Source organism: Actinomadura litoris (assembly GCF_009733595.1).
Classification (GTDB): Bacteria; Actinomycetota; Actinomycetes; order Streptosporangiales; family Streptosporangiaceae; genus Spirillospora; species Spirillospora litoris.
The window spans coordinates 79525-105722 of the sequence record NZ_WOFH01000012.1 but is presented as its reverse complement, the minus strand read 5'-3'; the positions used below and the strand labels follow the sequence as shown (position 1 = coordinate 105722).

Annotated in this window: 21 protein-coding genes; 15 read left to right on the top strand and 6 right to left on the bottom strand. The window is 73.9% G+C overall.

What is annotated here, in order from left to right; all coding sequences use genetic code 11:
• Window positions 1-3 precede the first annotated feature (3 nt).
• Complete coding sequence (locus GNZ18_RS29825; RefSeq protein ID WP_156219956.1) at window positions 4-615, bottom strand: TetR/AcrR family transcriptional regulator; 612 nt, start codon at window positions 613-615, stop codon at window positions 4-6.
• Between the two features lie 56 nt (window positions 616-671).
• On the opposite strand from GNZ18_RS29825, the gene GNZ18_RS29820 reads away from it, so the two are divergent.
• Both GNZ18_RS29820 and GNZ18_RS29815 read left to right on the top strand, forming a co-directional pair.
• Window positions 672-998, top strand: coding sequence for a rhodanese-like domain-containing protein (locus GNZ18_RS29820; RefSeq protein ID WP_156219955.1), 327 nt, complete (start codon window positions 672-674; stop codon window positions 996-998).
• A 170-nt stretch (window positions 999-1168) separates the two neighbouring features.
• Window positions 1169-2875, top strand: a complete 1707-nt coding sequence (locus tag GNZ18_RS29815; RefSeq protein ID WP_156219954.1) for a serine/threonine-protein kinase — start codon at window positions 1169-1171, stop codon at window positions 2873-2875.
• Window positions 2876-3023: 148 nt separating this feature from the next.
• Here GNZ18_RS29815 and GNZ18_RS29810 read toward each other — a convergent pair whose 3' ends face one another.
• A complete protein-coding gene (locus tag GNZ18_RS29810; RefSeq protein WP_242891589.1) occupies window positions 3024-3308 on the bottom strand; it encodes a DUF397 domain-containing protein in 285 nt (94 codons plus the stop codon).
• Window positions 3305-4171: a Sco1979 family transcriptional regulator gene (locus tag GNZ18_RS29805; RefSeq protein ID WP_504919244.1), complete on the bottom strand. Its 867-nt coding sequence runs from the start codon at window positions 4169-4171 to the stop codon at window positions 3305-3307. The genes GNZ18_RS29810 and GNZ18_RS29805 overlap by 4 nt, the downstream gene beginning before the upstream one ends.
• 306 nt (window positions 4172-4477) lie before the next feature.
• Between GNZ18_RS29805 and GNZ18_RS29800 the strand changes: the two genes are divergently transcribed.
• The 6 genes from GNZ18_RS29800 (at window position 4478) to GNZ18_RS29775 (ending at window position 11339) form a co-directional block, all read left to right on the top strand.
• Window positions 4478-5014, top strand: a complete 537-nt coding sequence (locus tag GNZ18_RS29800; RefSeq protein ID WP_312874832.1) for an ATP-binding protein — start codon at window positions 4478-4480, stop codon at window positions 5012-5014.
• Window positions 5015-5123: 109 nt separating this feature from the next.
• The gene (locus GNZ18_RS29795; RefSeq protein ID WP_214620224.1) at window positions 5124-5477 is read left to right on the top strand and encodes an STAS domain-containing protein; all 354 of its coding nucleotides are present in this window, start codon (window positions 5124-5126) and stop codon (window positions 5475-5477) included.
• A 191-nt stretch (window positions 5478-5668) separates the two neighbouring features.
• Complete coding sequence (locus GNZ18_RS29790; protein WP_312874831.1) at window positions 5669-6928, top strand: M16 family metallopeptidase; 1260 nt, start codon at window positions 5669-5671, stop codon at window positions 6926-6928.
• A complete protein-coding gene (locus GNZ18_RS29785; protein WP_312874830.1) occupies window positions 6925-8286 on the top strand; it encodes a M16 family metallopeptidase in 1362 nt (453 codons plus the stop codon). The genes GNZ18_RS29790 and GNZ18_RS29785 overlap by 4 nt, the downstream gene beginning before the upstream one ends.
• Window positions 8287-8555: 269 nt before the next feature.
• Entirely contained in the window at window positions 8556-10271 is a 1716-nt protein-coding gene (locus GNZ18_RS43320; protein ID WP_156219952.1) for a sporulation protein, read from the top strand.
• A gap of 180 nt (window positions 10272-10451) precedes the next feature.
• Window positions 10452-11339: a hypothetical protein gene (locus GNZ18_RS29775; RefSeq protein WP_156219951.1), complete on the top strand. Its 888-nt coding sequence runs from the start codon at window positions 10452-10454 to the stop codon at window positions 11337-11339.
• A gap of 11 nt (window positions 11340-11350) precedes the next feature.
• Here the strand turns inward: GNZ18_RS29775 and GNZ18_RS29770 are convergent, their stop codons facing one another.
• From GNZ18_RS29770 to GNZ18_RS42610, 3 genes are all read right to left on the bottom strand, one after another.
• Window positions 11351-12352, bottom strand: coding sequence for a hypothetical protein (locus GNZ18_RS29770; RefSeq protein ID WP_156219950.1), 1002 nt, complete (start codon window positions 12350-12352; stop codon window positions 11351-11353).
• Between the two features lie 696 nt (window positions 12353-13048).
• Window positions 13049-13879 (bottom strand): hypothetical protein, encoded by an 831-nt coding sequence (locus GNZ18_RS29765; protein WP_156219949.1) that lies wholly within the window; start codon window positions 13877-13879, stop codon window positions 13049-13051.
• A gap of 95 nt (window positions 13880-13974) precedes the next feature.
• The gene (locus GNZ18_RS42610) at window positions 13975-16482 is read right to left on the bottom strand and encodes a SpoIIE family protein phosphatase (protein WP_173390919.1); all 2508 of its coding nucleotides are present in this window, start codon (window positions 16480-16482) and stop codon (window positions 13975-13977) included.
• Between the two features lie 170 nt (window positions 16483-16652).
• On the opposite strand from GNZ18_RS42610, the gene GNZ18_RS29755 reads away from it, so the two are divergent.
• The 7 genes from GNZ18_RS29755 (at window position 16653) to GNZ18_RS29725 (ending at window position 26189) form a co-directional block, all read left to right on the top strand.
• On the top strand, window positions 16653-17402 hold the full coding sequence (locus tag GNZ18_RS29755) for a TetR/AcrR family transcriptional regulator (protein WP_156219947.1): 750 nt from the start codon (window positions 16653-16655) through the stop codon (window positions 17400-17402).
• Window positions 17403-17759: 357 nt separating this feature from the next.
• Window positions 17760-20780, top strand: a complete 3021-nt coding sequence (locus tag GNZ18_RS29750; protein WP_216651478.1) for a M14 family metallopeptidase — start codon at window positions 17760-17762, stop codon at window positions 20778-20780.
• A 509-nt stretch (window positions 20781-21289) separates the two neighbouring features.
• Window positions 21290-21931 (top strand): sigma-70 family RNA polymerase sigma factor, encoded by a 642-nt coding sequence (locus tag GNZ18_RS29745; protein ID WP_246250650.1) that lies wholly within the window; start codon window positions 21290-21292, stop codon window positions 21929-21931.
• A 154-nt stretch (window positions 21932-22085) separates the two neighbouring features.
• The gene (locus GNZ18_RS29740; RefSeq protein ID WP_156219945.1) at window positions 22086-22496 is read left to right on the top strand and encodes an SSI family serine proteinase inhibitor; all 411 of its coding nucleotides are present in this window, start codon (window positions 22086-22088) and stop codon (window positions 22494-22496) included.
• Between the two features lie 134 nt (window positions 22497-22630).
• Entirely contained in the window at window positions 22631-23089 is a 459-nt protein-coding gene (locus tag GNZ18_RS29735; protein ID WP_156219944.1) for a CBS domain-containing protein, read from the top strand.
• A 64-nt stretch (window positions 23090-23153) separates the two neighbouring features.
• Window positions 23154-24053 (top strand): ANTAR domain-containing protein, encoded by a 900-nt coding sequence (locus GNZ18_RS29730; protein ID WP_308166389.1) that lies wholly within the window; start codon window positions 23154-23156, stop codon window positions 24051-24053.
• Between the two features lie 129 nt (window positions 24054-24182).
• Entirely contained in the window at window positions 24183-26189 is a 2007-nt protein-coding gene (locus tag GNZ18_RS29725) for a SpoIIE family protein phosphatase (RefSeq protein WP_156219943.1), read from the top strand.
• Window positions 26190-26198 lie beyond the last annotated feature (9 nt).

Genomic DNA, 26198 nt, shown 5'->3' with positions numbered 1-26198 from the left:
CCGCTATGCGCGCAGGGCGAAGAGGGTGTGGACGGCTGCGCGCGTGCGGTCCACGCCCACGGCCTCGACCATGGCGGTGAGGTGTTCCGCGCCGAGCGCGGCCATGAGGGTGTGCGCCACGGCCTCGCCGTCCGGGGCGTCCAGGAGGATGGTCAGGTGGCGGTGCCAGAACCGGTAGGCGCCGATGCGGTAGCGCGCCCCGGGTGACGCGGTCTCCGACATGCGCACCAGGGACAGGTGGTCCAGGACGTAGTCCAGGTAGGCGTCGACGAAGGCGCGTATGCGCGCGGACGGTTCGGCGGTCTCGCCGGGCTTGCCCGGCCCCAGGGGGGACGGTCCGGCGAGGATCGCGTCCTGGAGTTCGCGCTCGCGTTCGTCGAGGAGGGCCGCGGCCAGGCCCGCCTTGTCGCCGAAGCGGCGGAAGAGGGTCCCCTTGCCGACCCCCGCGGCGGCCGCCACCGCGTCCATCGACACCGACTCCACCCCCTGGCGGGCGAAGAGGTCGGCGGCGGCGGCGAGCACCTTCGCGCGGTTCCTGGCGGCGTCCGCGCGCTCCCGGGGCGGCGGCGTGCGCGCGAGTTCGAGATCCGCCTTGCCAACCGGACCGTGGTCCATTACCGTTCCTCTCGATGGATCAAACGGACTATAGTCCAGTTCAGTCGGGAGGATCAATGTCCGCCGTGATCGACCGCGCCGGCCTGCGTACCGCCATCGAGGATGGCACCGCCACCGTCGTCGACGCCCTGCCCGCGTCCTACTACGCCAAGCAGCACCTGCCCGGCGCCCTCAACCTCGTGGAGGACGAGGTCGCGGAACGAGCCGGGAGCCTGCTCCCCGACAAGGACGCGGCGATCGTCACCTACTGCTCCAACCTCGCATGCAACAACAGCAAGGCCGTGGCGGCGCGCCTGGAGAAGCTGGGCTACACCGACGTGCGCGTATACCGGGAGGGTATCGAGGACTGGACGGAGGCGGGCCTGCCCACCGAGAGCGCCTGAAACAACCGGTCCGACGACCGCCCCAAGGGGCGGTCGTCATGCCGTGCGTCCCAACGCCGCAGGTCCCGCTATTGATCATCCGGTTCGCCCAGCGCGTACCCTCGTGTGGCCAATAGTCTTGCTGGACGGATCTGGAGCGACGGGGAGCGAGTGGTGTGACGGACAGGACGATGCCGGATTCCCACCCGCTGCGGTCGGGTGACCCGGCCCGGCTGGGCGGCTACGAGATCCTGGGCCGACTCGGCGAGGGCGGGCAGGGGGCGGTCTTCCTCGGCCGTCCCGCCGGCGGGGACGGGCCGGCCCCCACCACCGACCACGTCGCGATCAAGCTCCTGCACGGCGGGCTCTCCGGGGACGAGTCCGCGCGGGCCCGGTTCGTCCGCGAGCTGGAGGTCGCCAAGCGGGTGGCGCGGTTCTGCACCGCGCAGGTCCTGGACGCCGACGTCGCGGGCGACCAGCCCTACATCGTCAGCGAGTACGTCCCGGGCCAGTCCCTGCACAACGTGGTGCGCGTGGAGGGCCCGCGCACCGGCGGGACGCTGGAACGGCTCGCCATCAGCACCCTGACGGCGCTCACGGCGATCCACCAGGCCGGGATCATCCACCGCGACTTCAAGCCCCACAACGTGATGCTGGGTCCGGACGGCCCCCGCGTCATCGACTTCGGGGTGGCGCGCGCGCTGGGCGCGGCCGGGGAGACGCAGAACGTCGGCACCCCCGCCTACATGGCCCCCGAGCACTTCACCGGCGGCGCCGTGGGCCCGGCGTCGGACATGTTCGCGTGGGGCACGACGATGGTGTTCGCCGCGACCGGGCGGCCCGCGTTCGGGAACGACGAGATGGCCATGGTCATGCACCGGATCCTGACCGCCGAGCCCGAGCTCGGCGACCTGCCCAGCCCGCTGCGGGAGCTGGTGGTGGCGTGCCTGGACAAGGACCCCTCGCGGCGGCCCACCGCGCGCGAGGCGCAGGAGCGCTTCGTCGGCGCCGCCAGCGGGACCTCCCCCGCGGCGCCGTCCCCCGTACCGCCGCTCCCCGCCGTCCCCGCCGCGTCGCCCGACCAGGTGACCGATCCGTCCGGGCGACGGCACACGACGGCGCCGCAGCCGCCGCCGTTCGGCGACGCGACGCCGCCCCGGCCCGCCCCCGCGCCCGAGCCGTCCGGCCTCGGCGCCCCGCAGGGGCCTCCCCCGCCGCCGGGACGGCGGGGCGGCCGGAAGCGCGGCCTCATGATCCCGATCGCGGCGGCGGCGGCCGTCGCGGTGGTCGTCGCGGGCGGCGCGGTCTGGGCCGCGACCCGGTCGGACGGCGGCGCGCCCGCCGAGGACCGCCCCGCCGCCGCGCCCGCCCAGGAGCACGGCGCCCAGGACGGCGCCGCGGGGACGAGCGGCGCGGGCGGCGTGTCCAAGGGCCCGAAGGACAAGCGCGGCCGTCCAGCGGGTTCTGAGAGCCCCGGGGCGGCGAGCCCGAACGGGTCGAAGAAGCCGGGCGGCCGGCCCGGCAGCCCCGACCCCACCAAGGGCGGCGGCGGGTCCGGGCCCGTCCGCGAGCCCGCGAACAAGTACACGCCGCAGGCCGTGTGCAACAGCGGCGGGCACGGCGGCGGCTACTACGTGCAGCGCTCCATCGCCGCGTCCGGCGGGACCGTCTACCTGCTCTACAACAGCTCGCACTACAACTGCGCCGTCACGATGAAGACCCGGAGCGTCGGCAAGGCGTCCTCGGTGTCGGTCTGGATCCAGCGCAGCGGAGGCGGCCGGGTCGCCGACGGCGGGTCCTTCGAGTGGTACGCGGGCCCGGTGTTCGTGTCGGCGGCCGGGAAGTGCGTCCGGTTCGGCGGCAACGGCGGCACCGCCCCCTACGGCAACTGCGGCTGACTCGGAGGGAACGGAAAAAGGCCACCCTCGCGCCGGGGTGGCCTCTGTTTCTGCGGAGCGGACGGGTCGACGTTCGGTGGACCGGAGTCGACCCGCCGCGTGCGACGAGCCGCGCTGTGGCGGCGTTCCGTTGGCGGTTTTCCGGGTGTCAGTTACGGGAGGCGATGAGATGGTCGAAGTCGCCGTCCTTGGCTCCAAGGATGAGCGCCTCTATCTCAGGGCGGGTGTAGATGAGGGCGGGGCCCTCGGGATGGCGGGAGTTGCGCATCGCGACCTGCCCGCCGGGCAGCTCCGCTATCTCGACGCAGTTCCCCTGGGAGTTGCTTCGCCGGGACTTCAGCCACCGCGCGCCTTGGAGCTTGGTGGCGGGCATCCCGTTGTCGTAGTCGTCGTGACCGGCCCTGGTCTGGCCGTGCTGGGTCTGGAGCATCATGTCTCTCTGAGAAGATCACCGAGAAGCTCGACCGTGCGCTCCGGGGTCGCACTGTCGACACAGAGGCGTTCCATCGCCTGCAGGTAGGTGTCGACGTCGTCGCGCTTGTCCAGGTACATCGCGCCGGTGAGGTTCTCGACGTAAACCACGTCCGGCAGGTCCTGCTCGGGGAAGCGCAGGATCGTGAAGGCCCCTCCCTCGGCGGCGTGCCCACCGAACCTGAACGGCATGATCTGGATGGTGACGTTGGGCAGCTTGGACATCTCGATGAGGTGCTCGAACTGACCGCGCATCACCTCCGGTCCGCCGATGGGACGCCGGAGCGCCCCTTCGTCCAGTACCGCCCACAGGCGCGGAGCGTCCGGGCCCGTGAGGCGTTCCTGGCGTTGCAGGCGCAACTCGACGCGCTGGTCTATCTCGTGTTCGGCGGCCCCGGCGTTGCCCAGGCGGATCACCGCCCGCGCGTACCCCTCCGACTGCAGCAGTCCTGGGACGAACTGAAGCTCGTACGTGCGGATCAGTGCCGCCGACTCCTCCAGACCGACGTAGGTCTGGAACCAGTTGGGCAGAACGTCGTTGTACCGGTGCCACCAGCCGGGGGTGTTGGCCTCCCGCGCCAGCTGCAGCAGCGCCTCGCGCTCGGTCTTGTCGCCGACGCCGTACAGCGTGAGCAGGTCGTCCACGTCTCGTTCTTTGAAGCTGACCCGCCCGAGCTCCAGACGGCTGATCTTCGACTCCGACGCGCGGATGACGTAGCCGGCGTCCTGACGGGTCACGCCCTTCTCCTCGCGCAAACGGCGAAGCTGCGACCCGAGCAGGATCCGACGGACCGTCGACCCGCTTCCCGGCGTCTCTGGAGTCACGCCCAACCTCCCGGCTATTCGGCGGACAGCGAACCTAGTGTGCCACTGGCCTCCGTGTCCTGCGGTTACCTCCGATCGCCCGCGTGCATCCGCGCCGCCCCACACCCTTCCGAACTCAGATGCACGTGCATTGGGCCTTGCATTCGCACGCTACGATGCGCAGGATAACGCACGAGACTTCCGAGCCACGGCTGCACAACGAGATCACTCTGCGGGGTCCGGGGAATGACGTCACGTCACGCGCACGACGACACGCGGTGGGAGCTCGGCCCCCTCGTGGGGCCGGCCGAGCCACGGGACATCGCCGTGCGCTCGACACCCGTGCCGGAGTCGAGCGACCTGCCTCCCGAACTGGACAGGGCGCTCACGACGCTGACGGAATTGGCACGTCCCACGGTCTCCTTCACCGTCCAGCCCGACCCGGAGTCGGTCACCGAAGCACGTCATTTCGCCGTCTCCCGGCTCGTCGAGTGGGGAGCGCGCGTCCTGTCGGACGACGTGGGGCTCGTCGTCTCGGAGCTCGTCACCAACGCGCTCAGGCACAGCGGCAGGACGGCCTGCGGGCGGCCGGGCGACGACGTACACCGCGAGGGCGTGTGCGACGACCCGGCCGACCCGCTGGGCTCGGCGCCGCCGGCCATCCGGCTGCGCCTCCGCCACGAGCGCCCCTGGCTGCTGTGCGGGATCATGGACTCCAGCCAGGCCGCGCCCCGGCGCAAGGAGCCCGACTACATCGCCGAGACCGGACGCGGCCTCCACCTGGTCGAGTCCTTCAGCGTCCGCTGGGGCTGGCGGACGCTGCCCCAGGGGAAGGTGGTCTGGGCGCTGTTCCGCTGTCCCTGAGACATCGAGGCGGCGCCCGCCGTCCTTGGGGCAGGAGCCACGCGGGAGTAACCAGGGGCCCATCGGGTATGGGGGCCTTCCCCCGGACGACCGCAGAGAAGGAGCAACGGTGGACTTCGCCGTCGGACACCGCGTCGAGAAGGGCGTCACGGTCGTGAAGATCAGCGGCGAGATCGACGTCTTCACGAGCCCCCGGCTGCGGGAGGCGCTGCTCGGCATCATCGACGACGGCGGGGTGCACCTGGTCGTCGACCTCGGCGAGGTGACGTTCCTCGACTCCACCGGCCTCGGCGTGCTCGTGGGCGTGTACCACCGGTTGCGGGCGCGTGACGGCTCGATGTCGTTCATGGGGGTGAACGACCGGGTGCGCCGGGTCTTCCACGTCACCCAGCTCACCAAGATCTTCGTTCTGCACAACTCGCTGGACGAGGCGATCGCGGCGCACGAGTCCGCCGCGCACTGATCTTCCCTCCGGGGCGCGCGCCGAGCCGTTCCGAGCCCTCCCGAGCCGCCACTCCCCGCCCCGTCGAGGGCCGCGCACCCGGTACGGTGAGACAGAGATCAAGCCCGCCGCCTGGGGCCCTGCCACCCAAGTCCCACCGAAGCGCGCGGAGCTGTGCACCAGCCGACCCATCGATTGGACGGGAGCGCTCCGTGGCAGAACAGCCGCTGCATGAGCACACGCTCGGCAATGGCATGCGCGTGGTGGTCTGCGAGGACCATGTCGTACCGCTGGCCGCCGTGAACCTCTGGTACGGCGTCGGCTCACGGCATGAACACGCCGGCCGGACCGGGCTCGCCCACCTCTTCGAGCACCTGATGTTCCAGGGCTCGGCGAACGTCGCCGAGGGCGAGCACGCCGCGCTGCTGGAGAGCGCGGGTGCGGCGTTCAACGCCAGCACCTCCTTCGAGCGCACCAACTACTACGAGACCGTCCCCGTCAGCCACCTGGAACTGGCCCTGTGGCTGGAGGCCGACCGCATGGGCACGCTGCCCGCCGCGCTCACCCAGGCCAACCTCGACAACCAGCGCGACGTGGTGAAGAACGAGCGGCGCCAGCGCTACGACAACCAGCCCTACGGAACCGCGTTCGAGCGGCTGTGCGCGCTGACCTTCCCCGAGGGCCACCCCTACGCGCACACCCCCATCGGCTCCATGGACGACCTGGACGCGACCACGCTGCAGGACTGCATCGACTTCTTCACCACCTGGTACGCGCCGGGGAACGCCGTGCTGTCGGTCGTCGGGGACGTCGACGCCGACGCGACGCTGGCGGCGGTGGAGCGGTACTTCGGCGGCATCCCGGCGGGGCCGGAGAAGCCGCCCGCGCGTCCGGGGACGCTCGGGCCGCTGACGGGCATCCGCGGGGAGGCGCTCGACGAGGAGGTCCCCTCCCCCGCCTACTTCGCGATGTTCACGCTCCCCACCGACGGCGGGGACGACATCGAGGCGGCGGAGCTCGCGGTGGAGATCCTGGGCGGCGGCTCCGGGTCGCGCCTCTACGACCGCATGGTGCGCCGCGACCAGATCGCCACCGAGGTGTGGGCGGGGGTGACCCGGCTGGCGTCCGGGCAGTCCCTCGCGATCGTCGACGCGGTCGGGCCGGAACCGGACAAGATCGCCGCCGTGCTGGACGAGGAGCTGGAGCGGTTCGCCGCGTCCGGCCCCGACGCCGACGAGACCGCGCGGGCGACCGCGCAGGCCGAGCGCGGCTTCCTGGAGCAGACCGAGACCGTCACCGGGCTCGCCAACGCGCTCTCCCAGAACGCCACCCAGTTCGGCGACCCGGCCCGGGTCTTCACCGCCCCCGGACGCGCCGCCGCCGTCAGGGGCGAGGCCATCCAGGAGATGGCGTCCCGCTGGCTCGCGCCCGGCGCCCGCACCGCCCTGACCTACGGAGGTACGTCGTCGTGAGCGCTCTGTCCTTGCAGCCCCGCCCCGTCCCGGGGCCGGTCCCCGCGTGGGCGTTCCCGGCCGGCGAGGCGGGACGGGTGCCCGCGGGTCCGGCGACCCTCCGCGTCGACCTGCCCGGACGCCGGCTGGCGGCGGTCCGGCTCGTCCTGCACTCGGGTGCGGGACGCGAGCCGGAGGGCTCCGACGGCGTCGCGACGCTCGCCGCGCGCGCCCTGCTGGAGGGCACCGAGCCGGGCGGCGGCACCGCGCTGACCGCGGCGTTCGAGCGCCTCGGCGCGAGCCTGTACGCCGCCGCCGACCTCACGGCCCTGCGGATCGCGCTGGACGTCCCGGTGACGCGGCTGGCCGAGGCGCTGGAGCTGTTCTCCTCGGTCGTGCGGCGGCCCGCGCTGGACGACGCCGACGTCCGCCGCCTCGTCCGCGAGCGGCTGGAGGAGATCGCGCAGGAGGACGCCGACCCCGGTTCGCGGGCGGCCCGCGAGCTGCGCGCGGTCATGTTCCCCGCGGAGGCCCGCGCGTCCCGCCCGACCGGCGGCTCGCGCGAGTCCGTCGGCCGGATCGAGGGCGCCGACGTCCGGGCGTTCTACGAGGCCGTGGTGCCCGCCGAGGCCACCGCCGTCGTCGCCGGGGACCTGGCCGGGGTCGACGCCGACGCGGCGCTCTCCGGCGCGCTCACGGGCTGGGCGGGCACCGGCGGCCCGCTCCGCACCGCCGACAGGATCATGCCCGAGTCGGCCGCCCGGATCGTCGTGGTCGACCGCCCCGGTTCCGTGCAGACCTACCTGAGCATCGGCCACGGCGTCCCCGACCGCTCCCACCACGACTGGCCGTCGCTGATGGTCGCCTCGCACGTGCTGGGCGGCGGCCTCACCTCGCGCCTCAACGCGGTGCTGCGCGAGGAGAAGGGCTACACCTACGGGATGCGGGCCGGGCTGCTGCGCATGCGGCACTGCGGGCTGTTCATCGCGCAGGGCGCCGTCCACACCGAGGTGACCGCCGACGCCGTCACCGACGCGCTCACCGAGCTGCGCGGCGTGGTGTCGCGCGGCATCGACGCCGAGGAGCACGGCGCGTCCGTGCGCGCCCTGGCCGACCGCGCGCCCGCCGAGTACGAGACGTCGCGCGCCGTCGCGGCAGAACTCGCCGACGCGGCCGCCAACGGGCTCGGCCAGGAGTACCCCAGCGCCTACCTGGCCGCCGTCCGCGCCTCCACCCCCGACGGCGTGGCCCGCGCCTACCGCAAGCACGTCGACACCGACGCGCTGACCGTCATCGCCGTGGGCGACGCCGCGCAGATCCGCGAGCCGCTGGAGAAGCTCGGATACGCGCCGGTCACCGTCACCGCCAAGGAGGAGTGACCGCCGCGCGTCCGCCGCGCTCGGGGTGTCCTCCGCGGCGGCCTCGACCGCCGCGCGGGCGCGTGCCCTGACCGGTGGGGCGGCGCCGGAGGCGAGCCCCGCCGGAAGGGCGGCGGGGCGACACCGCACCCGCCGGGCGGGCGCGAGACGCGAGCCGCCGGGAAGTGCCTTGGCCCGGATGGTGAAACACCATGCGAACCGATGGCATGGTGGATTCCGTCTGACATGTGCGGGGGACGGCCCCCGCGGTTCGGAGAGAGGAACAGCCGGTGTCCTACGGGCGGATGGCAGGCGGGTACGGAGCCGGGGGACCCTCCGTCGACACGATCCTCTCCGAGCCGAACTGCCGGCCCGGCGGTGTCGTGGCGGGGAAGGTGCACCTGCGCGGCGGCGACCGTCCCGTGGAGATCCGCCACGTGACGCTGGCGCTGATGCCGCGCATGCAGAACGGCTACGGCGGCGAGACCGCCGGGCCCGAGGTCTACCGGGGCGCGCTCACCCGCGGCTTCACCCTGGAGGCCGGGCGGCAGCGCGACATGGCGTTCTCGATCCCGCTGCCCTACGAACTGCCGTTCACGACCGTCCTCGGGCACGAGCTGCCGGGGTTCACCATCGGGATGTGCACCGAGGTGGACGCCAAGGGCCAGCCCGACCCGGGGGACGTCGACCCGATCTCGGTGGAGCCGCTGGAGTCCCAGCAGTGGGTGCTCGCCTCCATCGCGCGGCTCGGGTTCCAGATCTCGAACGTGACGTTCGAGTCGTCCAAGCTGCGCGGGGTCTCCCAGCAGCTGCCGTTCCACCAGGAGATCCACCTCGCGCCGCCGCCCGCCTACCAGGGGCGGCTCGACAGCGTCGGGCTGAGCTTCGTCGCCAGCCCGCGCAGCATGGCCTTCGTGCTGCGCGCGGAGGAGCGCTCCGCCCCCTCGGACGAGTCGTTCGGCGTGTTCCAGGTGGGGCACGCCGAGGCCGCCGAGACGGACTGGAACGCCAAGATAGGCCGGTGGCTTGAGGCCGCCGCCGCTCTGCCGCGCGCCGCGTCGTCGCATGCCCCCAGAGGGGCGGGTGGCGCATACGGCGGGCCGCCTCCGGGGCAGGCCGCCCATGGGCAGGCGCCTCTTCCGCCCCCCGGAGGCCATTTCCCGCCTCCTCCTGGGCAGCCTGGACGGCAGCAGCCCGCGGCGGCCTATGGCGGCCCGGCCGAGTACGGGCAGCCGGGCAACGCCCAGTTCCCGCCTCCCGCGCCCGCCCCCGGGCAGTCCCCGGCCCCCATGCACACGCCCGGCCACGCTCCTCCGCCCGGCCCGACACCGGGGCACGCCCCTCCCCCAGGACTCGCGCCCCCGCCGGGGCACGCGCCACCGCACGGTGCCCCGCCGGCTCCCGGGCCCGGTTTCGGGAACGCGCCCGGATATCCGCCCGCCCCTGGGCACGCTCCGTCCGGCCCCGGCTTTCCGCCTCCCGCCGCGCCAGGGCATGCGCCGATGCCGGGGGCCGTTCCGCCGCCGGCGCCGGGCGGCGCGGTTCCGTACGCGCCTCCGGGGCCGCCCCCGCCCGCTCCTCCGGGCCCCGGCGCGGCGCCCTATCCGCCCGCGCATGGACATCCGGGGCCGCCTCCCGTCCCCATGCACCACGGCCCGCCCGGCCACCACGGATACCGGGGCCACCACGGCCGCGGTGTCGCGGCGGCGGGGCTGGTCGGAGGCGCCGCGGCGGCGGGCATCGCGGGAGGCATGGCGGTCGGCGCCATGGGGGACGCCGCGATAGGCGCCGCGGGCTTCGCGCAGAACGTGGCGGGGTACGCGGCCGGCGTCCCCGTGGACGCGTTCGGGAACGCCATCGGCGGCTACGCCGGGCAGGTGGCCGGCCATGTCGCGGGCCAGGTCGCGGGCAACGTCATGGGGGACGTCGCGGGCGATGTCGCCGGTGAGATCGCGGGCGGCGTCGGCGAGATCCTCGGCGGGCTCCTCGGCGGTCTGTTCGGCTGATCCCGCGCGATCCCGCGCGATCCCCCCTGATCCAGGGGGCCCGGCGGGCTCCTGGAACCCCACGGGGCACGGCCGTTCCACAGAAATGCCGGGCCTTTCGGACGAGATCTGCCGCACCCAGGGCCAACGGGCCGCCCGCTGGTTAAGGTCGGAAGCGCAGACCGCCTCCCGAGGAGCCACATGACCACCGTGATCCTGGTCCTGCTGTGCCTTGCGATCGCCGGACGCGAGTTCTACATCGCCTCCGACAAGCGGCTCCCCCGCGCGCAAGCGGACCTGCGCGACCTGCGCACGCAGGTGGCCGAGCTGTCCAAGCGCCACGAGGCGCTGCGGAGCGAGGTCGCCGCGAGCGCCGGGCCGTCCGGCATCCCGATCCCGCAGCCGGCCGCCGAGGTGTCCGAGGCGGTGGAGTCCCGGGTGGAGTCCGTCGCCACCCGCGTGGAGCGCCTGGAGAAGGACGTGGGCGAGATCTCCGCCGAGCTGGCGGGCCTCGACCTCGACCGCGACGCGCAGCGCGCGCTCGCCCGCTCGCTGGACGCCGTGGAGCAGGACATCACCGAGCTGCACCGGGAGATGCTCGACCGCCTCGACCACGAGGAGGGCGTCGTCACCGGCATCGTCCTCAGCGAGGAGGGCGAGGCGGAGGCGCTGCTGGCGGAGGCCTACGAGCGCTGCGCCGCCGAGTACGGGCTGCGCGTCCGCATCCGCGACCAGCGGTCCGGGCAGGCCGCGAGCGGCTCCTACTGGGGCACGGTGTACTACCTGTCCGGCCGCCGCGCCGACCCGCTCGCCGAGGAGCTGCTCGCCTACGCGCGCGGCCTGTACGACCCGCAGGACCCGTCCGGCGTCAGCGCGCTGCTGACCGAGCTCGCCCATCTGAGCGGTGGCGGCGTCGCGCGGCTCGGCGCGTTCACGGTCGTCCGCACGACGAGCGCGCTCGTCTGCGGCCTGCTCAGGGACGCGGGCGAGCGCCCGGTGCCGTCCGAGCCGTGGGAGCTCGCGGGCTACATCCGCGAACTCCCCGACGACCTCCAGTGCGACCTGTCCTGGCTCCGCCCCCAGACCTGAGCCCTACCTGATCAGGGGCGGACGAAGCGGGGCGCCGCCGCCGCGTCGTCCACCCGGAAGGCCAGCAGGCACCGGGGCGTCCGCGCGGCGTCGATCCGCAGCGCCAGCCCGAGGCCGAGGTCGGGGTCGACGAACACGACGCGCCGCAGCGCCCGCAGCGCCCGCCGCGTCCGCGCGCCCGAGTCCGCCCGCCCGCCCTCGCGGAGCGTGCCGGTGACCACGCGGCCCGCGTAGCGCCACAGCGCCACCGAGTCCAGCACCCGCACCCCGGCGGACGTCAGGTTCGCCACGATCACGACACCCGTGTCGTCGTCCTCCCGCGCGTCCGGCGGCGGGAGCGTCCCGTCGCCCGGCGCCAGGGGACCGCCGACGGCGCGGTGGTAGCGCAGCGGATCCAGCGTGTCGATGACGAACGCGCCGACATAGGGCCGGGACGCCCGGGGCGGCCCGGAACCCCCCCTGGACTTCCTCCGCTCGTCCAGGTGCGCGCTGAGGTCGAACACCATTCCCGAGTCGTCCAGCCATGCGGGCAGGCCGAGGCGCGCCGCGGCGGGACGGTCGAGCCCCTCCATCGTCTGCCAGATCTCGTCGGTGCGGCGCGTCAGCGTCGCCGCCATGCCGAGCCCGGGGAACGCGCCCTCCAGCACGGCGAGCATCGCCCGCCACGTGGAGCTCCCGGCGAACTCCGCCACGAACGCGTCGGCGAGCGCCTCGCGCCGCGCCGGGTCGGCCATGGGCCCCTGCGGGCCGGCCGGCGGCTCCGCCGGGGGTTCGGGCGGCCTCGGGGCCCACTGGACCTCGCGTCCCGCGGGCGGCTCGGCCGACAGCCCCTTCGGAGGCAGGGACGGGACGTCCGGGACGGTGCGCCCCGACCCGCCGCCCCGCTCCTCGCCGGAATCGCCGGTCCGCTCGTGCCGTCCGCCCTTCCACTCCGTGTAGGGCTCGTCCTCCAGGGGGCCTCCGCTCAGCGGGGACGGCTCCTCCCGGGTGGCCGACGGCTCAGCGAACGGCACCGCGTCCCCCGGGCCCCTGGGGGGAGGCACGGCGGCGCTGGAGGGGGCCCACCGGGGCTTGTCGGTGTCCGTGGCCGGCGGCTCGGCGGGACGCGACGTCCATGGGGAGGGCGACGGCGGCGGGTCCTCACGCGGGGGCCCGCCGGGCGGCTCCTCCCGCGAGGAGGCCGGGTACGGGACGTCCTGCCAGAGGGGGTCCTCGCGCTCCTCGGAGGAGGCCGGCGGACTCGGCGTCCAGGGCGCGCTCGTGGGCGTGGACCACGGTTCGGGCCGGGACGGAGGCGGAGGGCCGGGCGGAGGCGGCTGGGGGAGGTAGTCCTCGCGGGTGACCGACGCGCCCTCCGGGGGCGGCGCCGTACCGAAAGGCGGTGTGACAGGCGGTCGCGGGGACTCCGATGCGGGGGGCGGTCCGGTCGGCGGCGGCGTTTCCTGCTGTGACGGTTCCTGCTGTGACGGTTCCTGCTGTGACGGTTCCTGCGGAGAGGTGTCCTGGGGAGATGTGTAGGGCGTCCAGGGGTCTTCCGGTTCGCGTCCGCCCGCCGGCCGCCCGCGCTCGCCCGCCGGTTCGCGGCCGCCCGCCACGTGGACGTCGCCGGGATAGGGGCCGGGGCGAGGGGCCGGGTGCTCGGGTTCGTCCTCGGGGTCGATTGTCACGGTCACGATCCTGCGCCGATAACAAGATCATCGGCAAGCGGATCACGGGCCGAACAGCGCGGCGCACAGGGGTTCGGCGGCGTCCACGACGGTGAGGGCCGCCGGGTCGAGGCGGAGCCGGACGGGGACCTCGCGGTGCATCGGCTCGCGGCCGCCCTGCGCGGCGGCGATGTCCCGCAGGCCGACGGAGACGGTGTCGGGGAGGTCCACGGCGGCGGGGTGCTCGCCGGTGCGCAACTGGTCGACCCACAGGTCGAGGACGTTGCGGGCCAGGCCGTTCAGCAGCCGCCCCCACGGTTCGACGAGCCGGGCGGGGACGTTGTCCGCCTCGACCTCGGGGAGCCCGAACCGGGCCAGGCCCAGGGTGGAGAACCAGAAGCCGCCGGGCCCGGACGTATGCGGAAGGAGCATCCAGTCGACGAGCCGGATGGTGCCGTCGGGCCCGGGCAGGGACCGCTGGAGGGCCTCCTGGGAGAGGATCCGGGGAGTGAACACGTCCACCACCGGCGCCGCGGCGGAGGCGGCGACGGCACCGGCCACGGCGCGCGCCGACCACTCGTGGGCGGGCGGCCAGCCGGGGCGGTACGCGGCGCGCACGGCGAGCAGGTGGGACGCGGCGCCGATCGCCCCGAGGTCGCCCGGGGCGGCGTGGTAGGGGGCGGGCAGCGGCGGGAAGTCGCCGGCGGGACGCTGGTCGAGGGTGAGCATCGGGCTGTCGAGCATGCCGAGCACGAGGTCGCGGAGGGGCGGGTCGACGCGGCGGGTGACCTGCTCGTGCGCCAGCGCGGCAGGGTCGGGGACGGGTCGGGCGAGCGCGACGGCGTAGGTGGCGTAGAGGGTCTCCGGCACGGGCAGCGTCAGCGTGTCACCCAACTCGTCCCCCGGTGGGTCCTCGGGTCGTCCCCCTCGATCAGAGCCGACGGGGGCGCGCGAGAGTAGGTGTCGCCGGGGGGACAGTTACCTCCCGGCTACCTCCCGGCCTCCTGGGGGTCGGCCGCGCGCGGGAGGTGGTGCTCGAACCAGACCACCTTGCCCTGGTCGGTGCGGTGCGTCCCCCAGCGTTCGGCCAGGTGGCTGACGAGCTGGAGGCCGCGCCCGGACTCGTCGGTGGCCTCGGCGTGGCAGAGCTGGGGCATCTCCTGGCCGTCGTCGTGGACCTCGCCGAGCAGGGTCCTGCCCTTGATGAGCCGCAGCCCGATCGACCCGGCCCCGTGGACGAGCGCGTTGGTGACGAGTTCGCTGACGAGCAGCTGGACGTTGTCGGTGATCTGCTCCATCCGCCAGTCGGCCAGGCGGCCCGCGACCCGCGCGCGCGCCAGCGGCACCATGCCGGCCTCGGGCTTCAGCTCCCAGGTCGCGACGTCGGCGCCGGGGATGCCGTCCAGCCCGACGGCGACGATGGCGATGTCGTCGGCGGGCGTGGCGGCGCCCAGGGTGGCCAGGAGGGCGTCGCAGGCGCCGTCGAGCGGGCGGGTGTCGCCCGCGAGTTCGGCGCGCATCTCCTCCAGCCCCTGGTCGATGTCGCGGTCGCGGCGTTCGAGCAGCCCGTCGGTGCACAGGACGAGCCGCGACCCGTCCTCGACGTGGATCTCGACGGTCTCGAACGGCTCGCCGCCGACGCCGATCGGGACGCCGGGCGGCACCGGCAGCACCCGCGCGTCGCCGCCCGGCGCCACCAGCACCGGCGGGACGTGCCCGGCGTTGGCGAGGCGGCAGCACCGCGCGATCGGGTCGTACACGGCGTACAGGCAGGTGGCGAGGTAGTCCTCGCCGAGCCGCCGGGCGAGGACGTCGAGCTGGCGCAGCAGGATGTCGGGCCGCATGTCCTGGGCGGCGAGGGTGCGGACGGTCGTCCGCAGCTGGCCCATGATCGCGGCGGAGGTGAGCCCGTGCCCCATCACGTCGCCGACCACGATGCCGAGCCGGCAGCCGGGCAGCGGGATGGCGTCGAACCAGTCGCCGCCGACCTGCGCGGCCTGCCCGGCGGGGCGGTAGCGGTAGCACACGCGCGCGCCCGCGACCTCCGGCGGGTCGTCCGGGAGCATGCTGCGCTGGAGCTCCTGCGCGACCTGGACCTCGCGCCGGTAGAGCCGCCCGCTGTCGATGCAGAGCGCGGCCCTGCGGGACAGCTCGTCGACCATCGCGAGGTCGAGCTCGTCGAAGCCGGGGCGGTCGGGCTTGCGGAGCAGCTCGCACGTGCCGAGGACGCGCCCGCGCGCGATGAGCGGGGCGATCAGCAGCGCGCGGTCGGCGTACAGGGCCCGCAGGTCGAGGCCGAGCGAGGCGCAGATCCGCGCGGAGCTCTCCGGGCCGACCCGGGGGATGTGCACGGGTTGTCCGGTGCGCATGGCCTGGACGAACGGCGAGCGCAGCTGGAAGGGCAGCTTCGCGTGGGGGGGCACGGTGCCCTCCCAGCGGCCGGGATCGTCGTTGTGGGCGACGGCGACGCGGCGCATCCGCGTGGTCTCGCCGATCTCGCCGGCGGGCGGCGCCGAGTCGGCGACGACGCCTTCGAGGAGGTCGACGGCGGCGAAGTCGGCGAGCCGGGGCACCAGCACCTCCGCGAGCGCGCGGGCGGCCTGCAGATGGTCCAGCGAGCTGCCGATCTGCTGCCCGGCCTCGCTGAGGAAGGTCAGTGGCTCCATCACGGCCATCGCCTCCATTCCCTGTTCGGGGCGCGGATCGGGGAGGGGCGGCCCCGCGGCGGCGGCGCGGGGTCGGACCCGGAGCGCGCGCGGCACGTCGCCCCGGTAGGGGGCGACGGGGAGCCGGACGTGCACGCTGAGGTTGACGGCGGGGCCGCCGAGGCCGAGCACGCGGGAGGTGATCGGCTCGGCGGCGGTCCCCGTCACGGGGAGCAGTTCGACGAGGTGGCGCGTGAACGGCGCCGCCCGGGGCCCGCCCCTGGACGGGGGCGACAGGGCCGGTTCGACGCGCAGGAGCCGCGCTCCCGCGGCGCGGTGGGCGGACCCGTCGGGCTGGGCGACGAGGACGTCGTCCATCATCAGGCCGGTGCCGTCGGCGCGGAGCCGGCGCAGGTCGGCGGCGAGCGCGAGGACGCGGATGCCGGGGTCGCCCTCGACCGAGCCCGGACGGTCGATGGGGTAGACCCACCACCCCACCTCCGCCAGCTCCCCGTTGTCGACGCGGGGGACCGAGCACGCGCCGCACCAGACGTAGCCGTACACGTCCGGTTCGAAGGCGGCGCGGTGCTCCTGCGGCAGCCTCAGCACCGTGGTGAGCGGACGGCCGAGCGCCTGGCCGCGCCCCAGGCCGAACAGGTCGGCGGCGGTGCGGTCCCAGTGGGTGACGCGGCCGCGCCCGTCCAGCGTGACGGCGGACATGTGGGCGACGCCGAGCAGGCTCCGCTCCAGGAAGCGGGGCGCGTGGGCGTCCCGCGCGTCCGGATCGGGCGGTTCGTCCAGGGGCGCGCCGCCTCCGGCCTGCGGGGGCGACTGACTTCCGATGAGGCTCACGCGGACCCCTCCCTGCGCGAGGGCGCGGCACATTCGGCCACCAATGGTGAACGAGAGATTACCCCGGGTGAAGATCCAGCATCGCCGTTCCGCTAAACTGGCTCGGGTGAGCACTCACTCAGATCGAGGGCCGTGCTAGTGTCCAGCGGCACGCGGGAGGTGGCGACGGAGTGGCAGCGGTGACGGAGCCGATGCGGGACAGGATCCTCGCGGCGGCGATCGAGGTGATCCGCGGCCGCGGGATCACGGCCGCGACGACCAAGGAGATCGCGCGCAACGCGGGCGTCTCCGAGGGCAGCCTCTACAACCACTTCGCCAACAAGACGGCGCTGTTCGCGGCGGCGTTGGGCGAGGTCACGGCCACCGCGCGCACCGCGATGGCGGCGCTCATGGGGGCGACCGGGCAGGGCAGCGTGGAGGGCAACCTCGTCCGGCTCGCGGCCGAGATGATCCGCTTCTACGGCGAGCTGCTGCCGATGACCGGGCCCGTCCTCGCCGACCCCGAGCTGATCGCCTGGCTGCGGGCCGACGGCCCCGCGAGGGCGCAGGAGGCCGCGCAGGCCAAACCCCGCGGGCGGGCCAGGAGTGGCCAGGGCGCGACCCAGCCCGGAACGGGACTTCCGGGCGCGCCCGGCGGCCCTCCGGCCGGCCCGCCCGGCGGCGCCACGGCCGGGCCCGTCCTCGGCCACGCGGCCCTCATCGGCTACCTGGAGGCCGAGCAGCGGGCCGGGCGCATCCGGGACGGCGCCCCCCTCCCCTACCTCGCCGCGGCCCTGCTGGGCGGCTGCCAGCAGCACGCCTTCCTGATCCGGCTCGCCGGCCCCGAGACGGTGGAGGCCGGCGCGCGGCTCCCGGAGAGCCCGGAGGAGTTCGCCGCGAGCCTGGTTCCGGCGATCCTCAGCGGTCACGTCCCGTCCTGAACCGCTCACCCCTGAAGCACATCTCCTGGACCACTCCTTTTTGTCGCGTTCCAACAAGCGCGGGGACGTTCCAACAGGACGTCAGGTGCACAGATCGCACAAACTGACCGAATGCGGCAAATGGCACTGATGTCACATTGACACCCTTCGTGCCTCGGCAGACGATCACGCAACCCCCGTTGTGATCCATGCCAGGGAGACGCGATGACGCGCACGGTTGTCCGGCACGCCCGATATAGGCGCGGAAGACTCACGCCCCTCCTGGCCGCGGCGGCGCTCCTGATCGGAACGCTCGCGGCGGCCCCGGCCCAAGCGGCCCCCGCGAACCCCTCGCCCGCCGCCCGCGCGGCGGGCCCCGTGGACGTCTACACCGGCGAGCTGACCGCCGACCAGGTCAAGCTGCTGGACAGGTCGGGCGTCGACCGGGAGGACGTCACGATCGGCAAGGGCCAGGGCGGCCGCCTGCACGTGGAGGCCGTCATGAACGGCGTCCAGGCGACCGCGCTCGCCAGGCAGGGCCTGCCCCTCACGGTGAAGAAGGTGCAGGGCAAGGACGTCGCGCAGCGCCTCAAGGCCGCCCCGCCGAAGGTGTTCCGCCCCTACAGCGGCGCGGGGAACATCCACGACGAGCTGGTGAAGGTCGCCGCCGACCACCCCTCCATCGCGAAAGCGGTGGACCTCGGGACGAGCGTCCAGGGCAAGCCCATCACCGCCGTCCGCGTCAGCAAGGGCGTCGCGACGCTCAAGGACCACACGCGCCCCGTGGTCGTCTACCAGGGGACGCAGCACGCGCGCGAGTGGATAACCCCGGAAATGGTCCGCCGCCTTCTGCACCACTACGTCGAGGGCTACGGCAAGGACCCGGAACTCACCAAGATCGTCGATACGACGGAGCTGTGGTTCCTGCCCGTCGTCAACGTGGACGGGTACGACCTGACCTTCACCGACGGTTTCCGGCTCTGGCGCAAGAACGCCCGGGACAACAACGGCGACGGCAAGATAACGACCGGTGACGGAATCGACCTGAACCGCAACTTCTCCTACCACTGGGGCTACGACAACGAGGGTTCGTCCCCGCAGCCGACCAGCGAGACCTTCCGCGGGCCCTCCGCCGCGTCCGAGCCGGAGACGAGGGCGCAGACGGGCCTCTACGAGCGCGTCCGCCCGACCTACCTCGTCAACTACCACTCGGCCGCGGAACTGCTCCTGCACGGCGTCGGCTGGCAGGCGCTCACCCGCAGCCCCGACGACGTGATCCACGACGCCCTGCTGGGCGACATCGACCACCCGGCCGTCCCCGGGTACACCCCGGAGCTCGGCGCGCAGCTCTACACCACCAACGGCGACACCGACGGCGAGGCCGACAACAGGTACGGCTCGCTGTCGATCACCCCGGAGATGGCGACGTGCCGGACGGCCGCCAACACCTTCCCCGACGACCAGTGGACGCCCGACAAGTGCGGCAGCATCTTCGAGTTCCCCGACGACGAACGGCTGATCGCGCACGAGTTCCAGAAGAACCTGCCGTTCGCCCTCTCCGTGGGCAAGTCTGCGCAGACGCCCGACAACCCCGTGTCCTCCGTCGGACGCGTCGCCCCCGACTTCGAGACCAGCCCGTTCTCCACGTCCCTCGGCTCCACCCAGGAGGTCTCGTCCTACATCCGCCGGTCCGTGCGGAACCGGGACCTCAACTACCGGATCAACGACGGACGCGTCCGGCAGGACGGCGCCCGCGAATGGCGCGGCGGTGAGCGGTTCGGGGACGAGAACGACAACTACTACGCCGAGTACCGGGGCAAGGTCACCGGGCAGAGGCCGGGCGACAAGGTCGAGGTGTGGTTCACCGGCGAGAAGGCCGGGAAGCGCGTCGAGAGCAAGCACTTCACCTACACGGTCCAGGCCCGGCACGGCGCCGACGTCCTGGTGATCGCGGACGAGGACTACCGGGGCGTCAACCCGACCTACCCGGCCGGGACGAACGCGCCGCTCTACGCGCGGCAGTACGCCGAGCTGGTGAGGTCCGCCGAGCACAAGCCGCTCGTCTGGGACATCGACAAGCAGGGCGCGCCGAGCAGTCTCGGCGTCCTGAAGCACTTCAAGGCGGTCGTCTGGTACCTCGGCGACAACCGCCTGACGCAGGACGCGGCCGACGACCCGGTCAGGACCCACCAGGGCGACGCCCACGACGCCCAGGTGGCCGACCGCGCGAAGGATCTGGTGCTGTCGGTCCGCTCCTACCTCAACGAGGGCGGAAAGCTGCTCCACACCGGTGAGACGAGCGGCTACTTCGGGCAGCTCAGCAAGGTGAACGGCGGCGGCATCTACTACGGCTTGAAGGGCCACCCAGAGAAGCCGTGCGTCGTCTCCGGCAACTACCGCGACGACTGCGAACTGCTGTCGGACGACTTCTTCCAGTACTACCTCGGCGCCTACGATCGGCAGCTGGTGGGAGCGCCGAAGCAGTTCACCGGCACGAAGCGCCCGTTCGACGGCCTCACGACCGGCCTGAGCGGGACCCCGACGAACCCCCTCAACGAGGCGGGCGGATTCCAGGTCACCTCGACGGTCCTGCCGGAGAAGGACTTCCCGCAGTTCAGGAGCTGGAAGGCCGGGGACTACCTGGGCGCCGCCGCGCCCAGCGAGCCGGTCGAGGGCCAGTGGTACGTGGCGGGCGCGCACCAGGACTCGCTCTACCGGCGCCTCACCCGCACGGTGGACCTGACGTCCGTCACGGCGGCGCAGGCCCCCGCCCTCCAGGCCCAGCTCTCCTACAGCACCGAGACGGGCTTCGACAACATCGTGCTGGAGGCGCACACCGTCGGCGCCGACGACTGGACCACGCTGCCCGACCGCAACGGCCGGACGCGCGCCACCGTCCCCGCCGAGTGCGAACAGGGTTACCTGCTCACCCTGCATCCGTTCCTGAAGCACTACATCACGGGAGGGACGCCTTGCAGCGCCGCGGGGACCTCCGGTAGCTGGAACGCCATCACGGGCAACTCCAACGGCTGGGTGCCGACCTCGTTCGACCTGTCCGCCTACGCGGGCAAGAAGGTCGAGGTCTCCCTCAGCTACGTGAGCGACCCCGGCACCGGCGGCGCCGGGCTGTTCGTGGACGACACCAAGGTCACCACGGTGGGCGGCCAGCTCGACGCGGAGGGCTTCGAGACCGGGCTCGGCCCCTGGACCGTCCAGGGCGCCCCGGCCGGGAGCCCCGGCAACGCGTCGGAGTTCAGGCGGTCGCAGGCGCTGATCGACTCGGTCGCGGCGGTCGCGACCAGGGACTCCGTCCTGCTCGGCTTCGGCGCCGAGCAGGCCGGGACTCCGGAGGAGCAGCGGGCCCTCGTGCGCCGGGCCCTGGATCACCTGCTCGGCTGATCCGGAGAGACCGAGGGCCCCGGCCGGGAACCACCCCACCGGCCGGGGCCCTCGCCTTCCCATCCCACGCCGCCCTATATCGCCGGTTGGGAGCGCTTTTACCATCCGGTGGGGCGGTGTGATGGACGACACGCAACCCTTGAGCCCTCCCCGGGCGTCTTACAAGACGGGAACCACCACTGACGAGTGGAAGCGCCTGACCGGCCAAGCCCGCGACGTCCCGGACTCCGGGGTCGCCTGGCGGCACCGGCCCGCGCGAACACCCGGCCCGCTCACGCGGGGCCGGTCCCCACACGATGCCGGCCCTCCCAGGAGGCCCCAGGAGAACGGCACGGCGCCGCGAGGAAGAGTTCGTCGCTGCACCGCGTCCGCAGGCCGGTTCCGAACCCGTCGGGAACGGTGGCACGTACCACCCAGCACGGGGGGCGGCTCGTCCGCCCGGACCGCGCGCGCCCCCGAACGCGCGCCAGCAACCGGCCCTCACGGGTCACGACCAACGGGGAGTGATGATGACCGCCGTCACCATGCCTGTCCGCCGGCCGGCCGAGCACGGCGCGAAGACCGAGCACCGCGGGACCCACGACCACAAGACCCAGAGCCACGAGAAGACCGAGCGCTACGAGCGCGACGTCCTGCCGCTGGCCGACCCCCTCTACGCGAGCGCCGTGCGGATGACCCGCAACAGCGCCGACGCCGAGGACCTGGTCCAGGAGACGCTGGCCAAGGCCTACGTCAACTTCCACCAGTTCCAGGAGGGCACGAACCTCAAGGCGTGGCTGCACCGCATCCTCACCAACAACTTCATCAACACCTACCGCAAGAAGCAGCGCGAGCCCCAGCGCGCCGGCTCCGAGGAGCTGGAGGAGTGGCAGATCGCCCAGGCGCAGGCCGACGCGTCGGGCTTCCGCTCGGCCGAGAGCGAGGCGCTCGACCACATCCCCGACTCCGGGGTCGTGGCCGCCCTGCGCGCCCTCCCGAAGGACTTCCGGGACGCGGTGTACCTGGCCGACGTCGAGGGCTACCCCTACAAGGAGATCGCCGAGATGATGGGCACCCCCATCGGCACGGTGATGTCCCGCCTGCACCGGGGCCGCAAGCAGCTCCGCGAGGCCCTCGCCGACCACCGCAGGGCCCACATCCTCGCCGCCTGACCAGTCCCGCCCCCTACACCCCGCCTCTTCGCCCCTCCCCCTGGACGCGATCCCGCAGTTCCCCCGTGACTGCGGGGTCGCCCATTTTCCGGCACACCGGGTGTCGCGACGAATACAGTGAGTGATAGTTCGTCCGACACCCGGGAGTGCCGATATGCCGCGCATCGCCGTCCTCGCCACCCTGTCCACCGCCCTGTCCACCGCCCTGTCCGCCGCCGTGGCGCTCGGCCCCGCCGTCCCGGCGGACGCGTCCGAGGCGCCGCGGACGTCGCTGAGGCTCACGCTGACGTATCCGGGGCACGACGCGTCCGGCACCAGGAGCGTGACGCTGCGCTGCGACCCGGCGGGCGGCAGCCACCCCCGCGCGGCGCCGGCCTGCGCCGAACTGCGCCGCGCGGGCGGCCGCCTCGTCCACGACCCGGACGGGCGCGTCTGCACCGCGCAGTACTCCCCCGTCGTCGCGCAGGCGCGCGGAAGCTGGCGGGGCACACCGGTGAGCTTCCGCTCCCAGTTCGGCAACGACTGCGTCATGCACTCCCGTACCGGGACGGTCTTCGGCTTCTGACCAGCGGCGACGCGCAGCCGCCCCGGGGCGCGACCCGGTCGCCGCCGCATCGGTCCGCATAGGCGTGCCGACCGTGGGTACACGGGCGGCACGGGCCAACGCGAGCCGCCGGCTACCGGGAGGATGAGCACGCGATGCCACGACGAGTGAGCGACGTCATGACCGTGGCTCCCATGGCTCTACCCCTCGACGCGACACTCGACGAGGCCGCCCGCGTCATGCGGGACGAGGCGATCGGCGACGTCCTGGTCACCTACGCCGGACGGCTCTGCGGCGTCGTCACCGACCGCGACATCGTGGTGCGCGCGGTCGCGGAGCACCGCGACACCGCGCTGACGCCGCTCGGTGACGTGTGCACCGCCGAACTGGCCATCCTGCACCCCGAGGACGACACCGCGACCGCGGTCCGCCTCATGCGGGAGCGCGCGGTCAGGCGGCTGCCGGTCGTGGACACCTTCCACCGCCCGATCGGGATCGTCTCCATCGGCGACCTGGCCCTCGTGGACGGCGACTGGGGGGTGGACGGGGCGGGGGGAGTCGACGGGGCCGGCGGGCCGCTGCCCGCGATCTGCAAGGCCCCACCGAACAACTGAGGCGATCATGGAGTGTGGAGAGCGGCGGCGCGGTAGGACGATCGGGCAGGATACGGTCGAGAGTGTGAGAGCGACCGAGACCGTCCTGACCGACCAGCTCGCGCTGGAGATCGCCCGGCTGGGCATGGTCGGGGAGTCCTCGGACGTGGGCACCCTGCACCGCGTCACCGAGCTGGCGTCCCGGGCCGTCCCGGGGTGCGCGGGCGCCGCGAGCGTGCGCTGGGCCCTGCCGAACGCCCCCGGAGCCGGGCCGTCCCCGGCCCCCGACCTGCCGTTCGAGGCCGCCGGACTCCCACCGGACGCGGCCGTGGCCGTCCCGCCGCCCGGCCTGCCCGGACCGGCGGGCGTCGACCTGGCCGTGCCGCACGTCCCGCCGCCCGCGCCGGACGCGGAGACCGCGGCTCCCGGGCCGTTCGAGCTGCTGGAGCCGCTGGCCGCCGCCGCCAGCCATCCCGACCTCGCCGAGGTCACCGACCGGCAGCTCGCGCGCGGCCGCGGCCCGATCTTCGACGTGGCGCTCGGCCGCCGCACGGCCAGCTCCGACGACATCCTCGCCGAGACCCGCTGGCCCGAGGCGATGGCCGACATGCTGCGCCGCGGCGTCCGCTGCTTCACCACCACCCCGCATCTGAACCCGCCCGTCCTGGTCACGCTCACGCTGTACGGGGTGGCGCCGGGCGCGCTCGGCCCGGGGCGGCACGCCCTGGCGGCGCTGCTGATGGCGCAGGGCAGCGCGGCGGTGACCAACACCCTCCAGTACGAGGACGCGCACCGCACGGCGGCTCAGCTGCAGGAGGCGGTCCATGCCCGCGCGGTCGTCGACCAGGCCAAGGGCATCCTCATGCACGCGCTCGGCTGCGACGCCGACGAGGCGTTCGCCGAGATGAGGCGCATCTCCCAGACCCGCCACGTGAAGCTCACCGCGCTCGCGCAGCGGATCGTCGGCGACCAGGGCCTCTCTTAGCACGTCGCTAGGACGCATACGCTGGACGGGAATAAGCTGCGCACAACGGCCCGCAAGATCGTGGGGTCGCCACGACCAGAGCACGTGCCGATCTGGTTTCACCGTGCCTCGCGGACTAGAGGGAGCCAGATGCAGGACCAGCCCGACCAGTTGGAACCGGAGACCCTGTTGAGGGAAATCTCCGACCTGGAGGGGCGCATCGGCGAGCTGCGCCAAGCCGCCGGAATGCCCAAGCCCGATCTGCGGGCCACGCTCGACGCCGCCTTGGTGGAACTGGAGCTGGCGCTGACCGCGCTGCGCACGATGGGCGCGGAGCAGGGCGCCGAGCAGAGCGGCTCGGCGGCCGCCGAGAACGAGCGGCGGGTGCTGCGGACGGTCTTCCAGGACGCGCCCGTCCCGCTGTTCCTGCTCGACCGCAACACCAGCGTGCGGCGCGTCAACCGGCAGGCGGCGGCGCTGCTCGGCACCTCCTCCGGCTACGTGTCCGGAAAGCAGTTCACGGCGTTCTGCGACCTGGCGACCCGGGCGGCGGTGCGCTCGCAGCTCGCGGCCGTGGTCCGGACGGGGCGCCGCAGCCGCGTCCCGGTCCGCTTCCTCGGCCGCGACCGCCCGATCGACGCGGTCGTGACGCTGGCGCGGGTGTGGATCCGCGGCGAGCCCGACCCGATGGTCGTGGTCGCCGCGGGCCCGACGAACACCCCCGCCGAGGGCGCGTCCGGCACCCGGGACGCCTCGCAGCAGTCGGCCCTGGGCGCCCCCAAGCAGCCGAAGACGCCCCGGGCGGCGATGGCGGGGCCGGGCGACGACGAGGCCGTCGCGACGATCGTCCACCGGATGGACGTCCTCGCCACCGCCAGCGAGCTGCTGCTCGACGAGCCGGTCTTCAACGAGACCGTCGCCGTGCGGCGCTGCGCCCGGCTGCTGGCGACCGAGCTGGCCGACTGGGCGTTCATCGACCTGACCGGCCCCAACGGCGCCGGCCAGGCCGCGGGCCCGCCGGGCGGCGTGCAGCCCTCCGGCGCCACCGCCGTGCTGCGCCGCCAGGTCGTGATGGGCCCGGCTGACGAGCGGTCGACGGAGGCCCTGCAGATGCTGGGCGACATCGAACCGGCGGCCGGGACGCTTCCCCAGACCGTGTTCACGACCCGGCAGAGCGCGTTGCGCCCGCACATCGAGAACCTCGACCTGCTCGGCTCCTCCCCCGACGGCACGCCCGTCTGCGCGATGATCGGCGCGACGTCGCTGCTGTGCGTCCCGATCGAGGACGGCGACCGCTGCATCGGCGCGATCACGCTCGCGGCGAGCGGCGAGTACGGGCCGTTCGACCTGATGGACCTCGGCGTCGTCCAGCGGCTCGGCCGGTACCTGGCGCTGGTGATCCGGGCGGCGCGGCTGTACCGGCGCCGCGCCGAGGTCGCCGAGACGCTCCAGGCCGGGCTGCTGCCGAAGGCGCTGCCGGCGATCCCCGGCGTGAGCGTGGCGGCGCGCTACATGACCGCGACGCGCGGCGCCGAGGTCGGCGGCGACTTCTACGACGTGTTCCGCACCGAGGGCGGCGGCTGGGGCCTCGTCCTCGGCGACGTGTGCGGCAAGGGCGAGGAGGCCGCGGCCGTGACCTCGGCCGCGCGGCACTGCGTGCGGCTCGCGGCGCGGTGGAAGACCGGGCCGGGCGAGATCCTCGCCATGGTGAACGAGGCGCTGCTGGACGAGGACCGCTTCGTCACCGCGATCATGGCCGGGCTGGAGGTGCGCACCGAGCACGTCGGCGTCTCGATCGGCACCGCCGGGCACCCCCCGGCGGTCGTCGTGCGCGCGGACGGGGTGATCAGGACGACGGCGCAGGGCGGCGTGCCGCTCGGCCTGTTCGAGGACTTCGACGCCGGGCTCGACACGCTCGACCTCGGCGTCGGCGACACCATCGTCCTGCACTCCGACGGGGTGCTGGAGGCGTGCGACCTCATGCGGACGGAGTTCGGCCAGGAGCGGCTCCTGGAGGCGCTGGCGGCGCACGCCGCCGCCCCGCTGGAGACGATGCTCGGCGCGGTCGAGCAGGCGCTGCTGGAGTTCTGCGACGGCGACCTTCGCGACGACGTCTCGATCCTCGCCCTGCGTGTGGAGCCGCCCACACTCGCCTGACCGGCGACT

Bases quoted from the DNA above. Each gene is read 5' to 3' on its own strand.
- GNZ18_RS29825 (WP_156219956.1), bottom strand. From the start codon at position 615: ATGGACCACGGTCCGGTTGGCAAGGCGGATCTCGAACTCGCGCGCACG.
- GNZ18_RS29725 (WP_156219943.1), top strand. From the start codon at position 24,183: ATGCAGGACCAGCCCGACCAGTTGGAACCGGAGACCCTGTTGAGGGAA.
- GNZ18_RS29745 (WP_246250650.1), top strand. From the start codon at position 21,290: ATGACCGCCGTCACCATGCCTGTCCGCCGGCCGGCCGAGCACGGCGCG.
- GNZ18_RS29735 (WP_156219944.1), top strand. From the start codon at position 22,631: ATGCCACGACGAGTGAGCGACGTCATGACCGTGGCTCCCATGGCTCTA.
- GNZ18_RS29775 (WP_156219951.1), top strand. From the start codon at position 10,452: ATGACCACCGTGATCCTGGTCCTGCTGTGCCTTGCGATCGCCGGACGC.
- GNZ18_RS29815 (WP_156219954.1), top strand. From the start codon at position 1,169: ATGCCGGATTCCCACCCGCTGCGGTCGGGTGACCCGGCCCGGCTGGGC.
- GNZ18_RS29740 (WP_156219945.1), top strand. From the start codon at position 22,086: ATGCCGCGCATCGCCGTCCTCGCCACCCTGTCCACCGCCCTGTCCACC.
- GNZ18_RS29810 (WP_242891589.1), bottom strand. From the start codon at position 3,308: ATGATGCTCCAGACCCAGCACGGCCAGACCAGGGCCGGTCACGACGAC.
- GNZ18_RS29820 (WP_156219955.1), top strand. From the start codon at position 672: ATGTCCGCCGTGATCGACCGCGCCGGCCTGCGTACCGCCATCGAGGAT.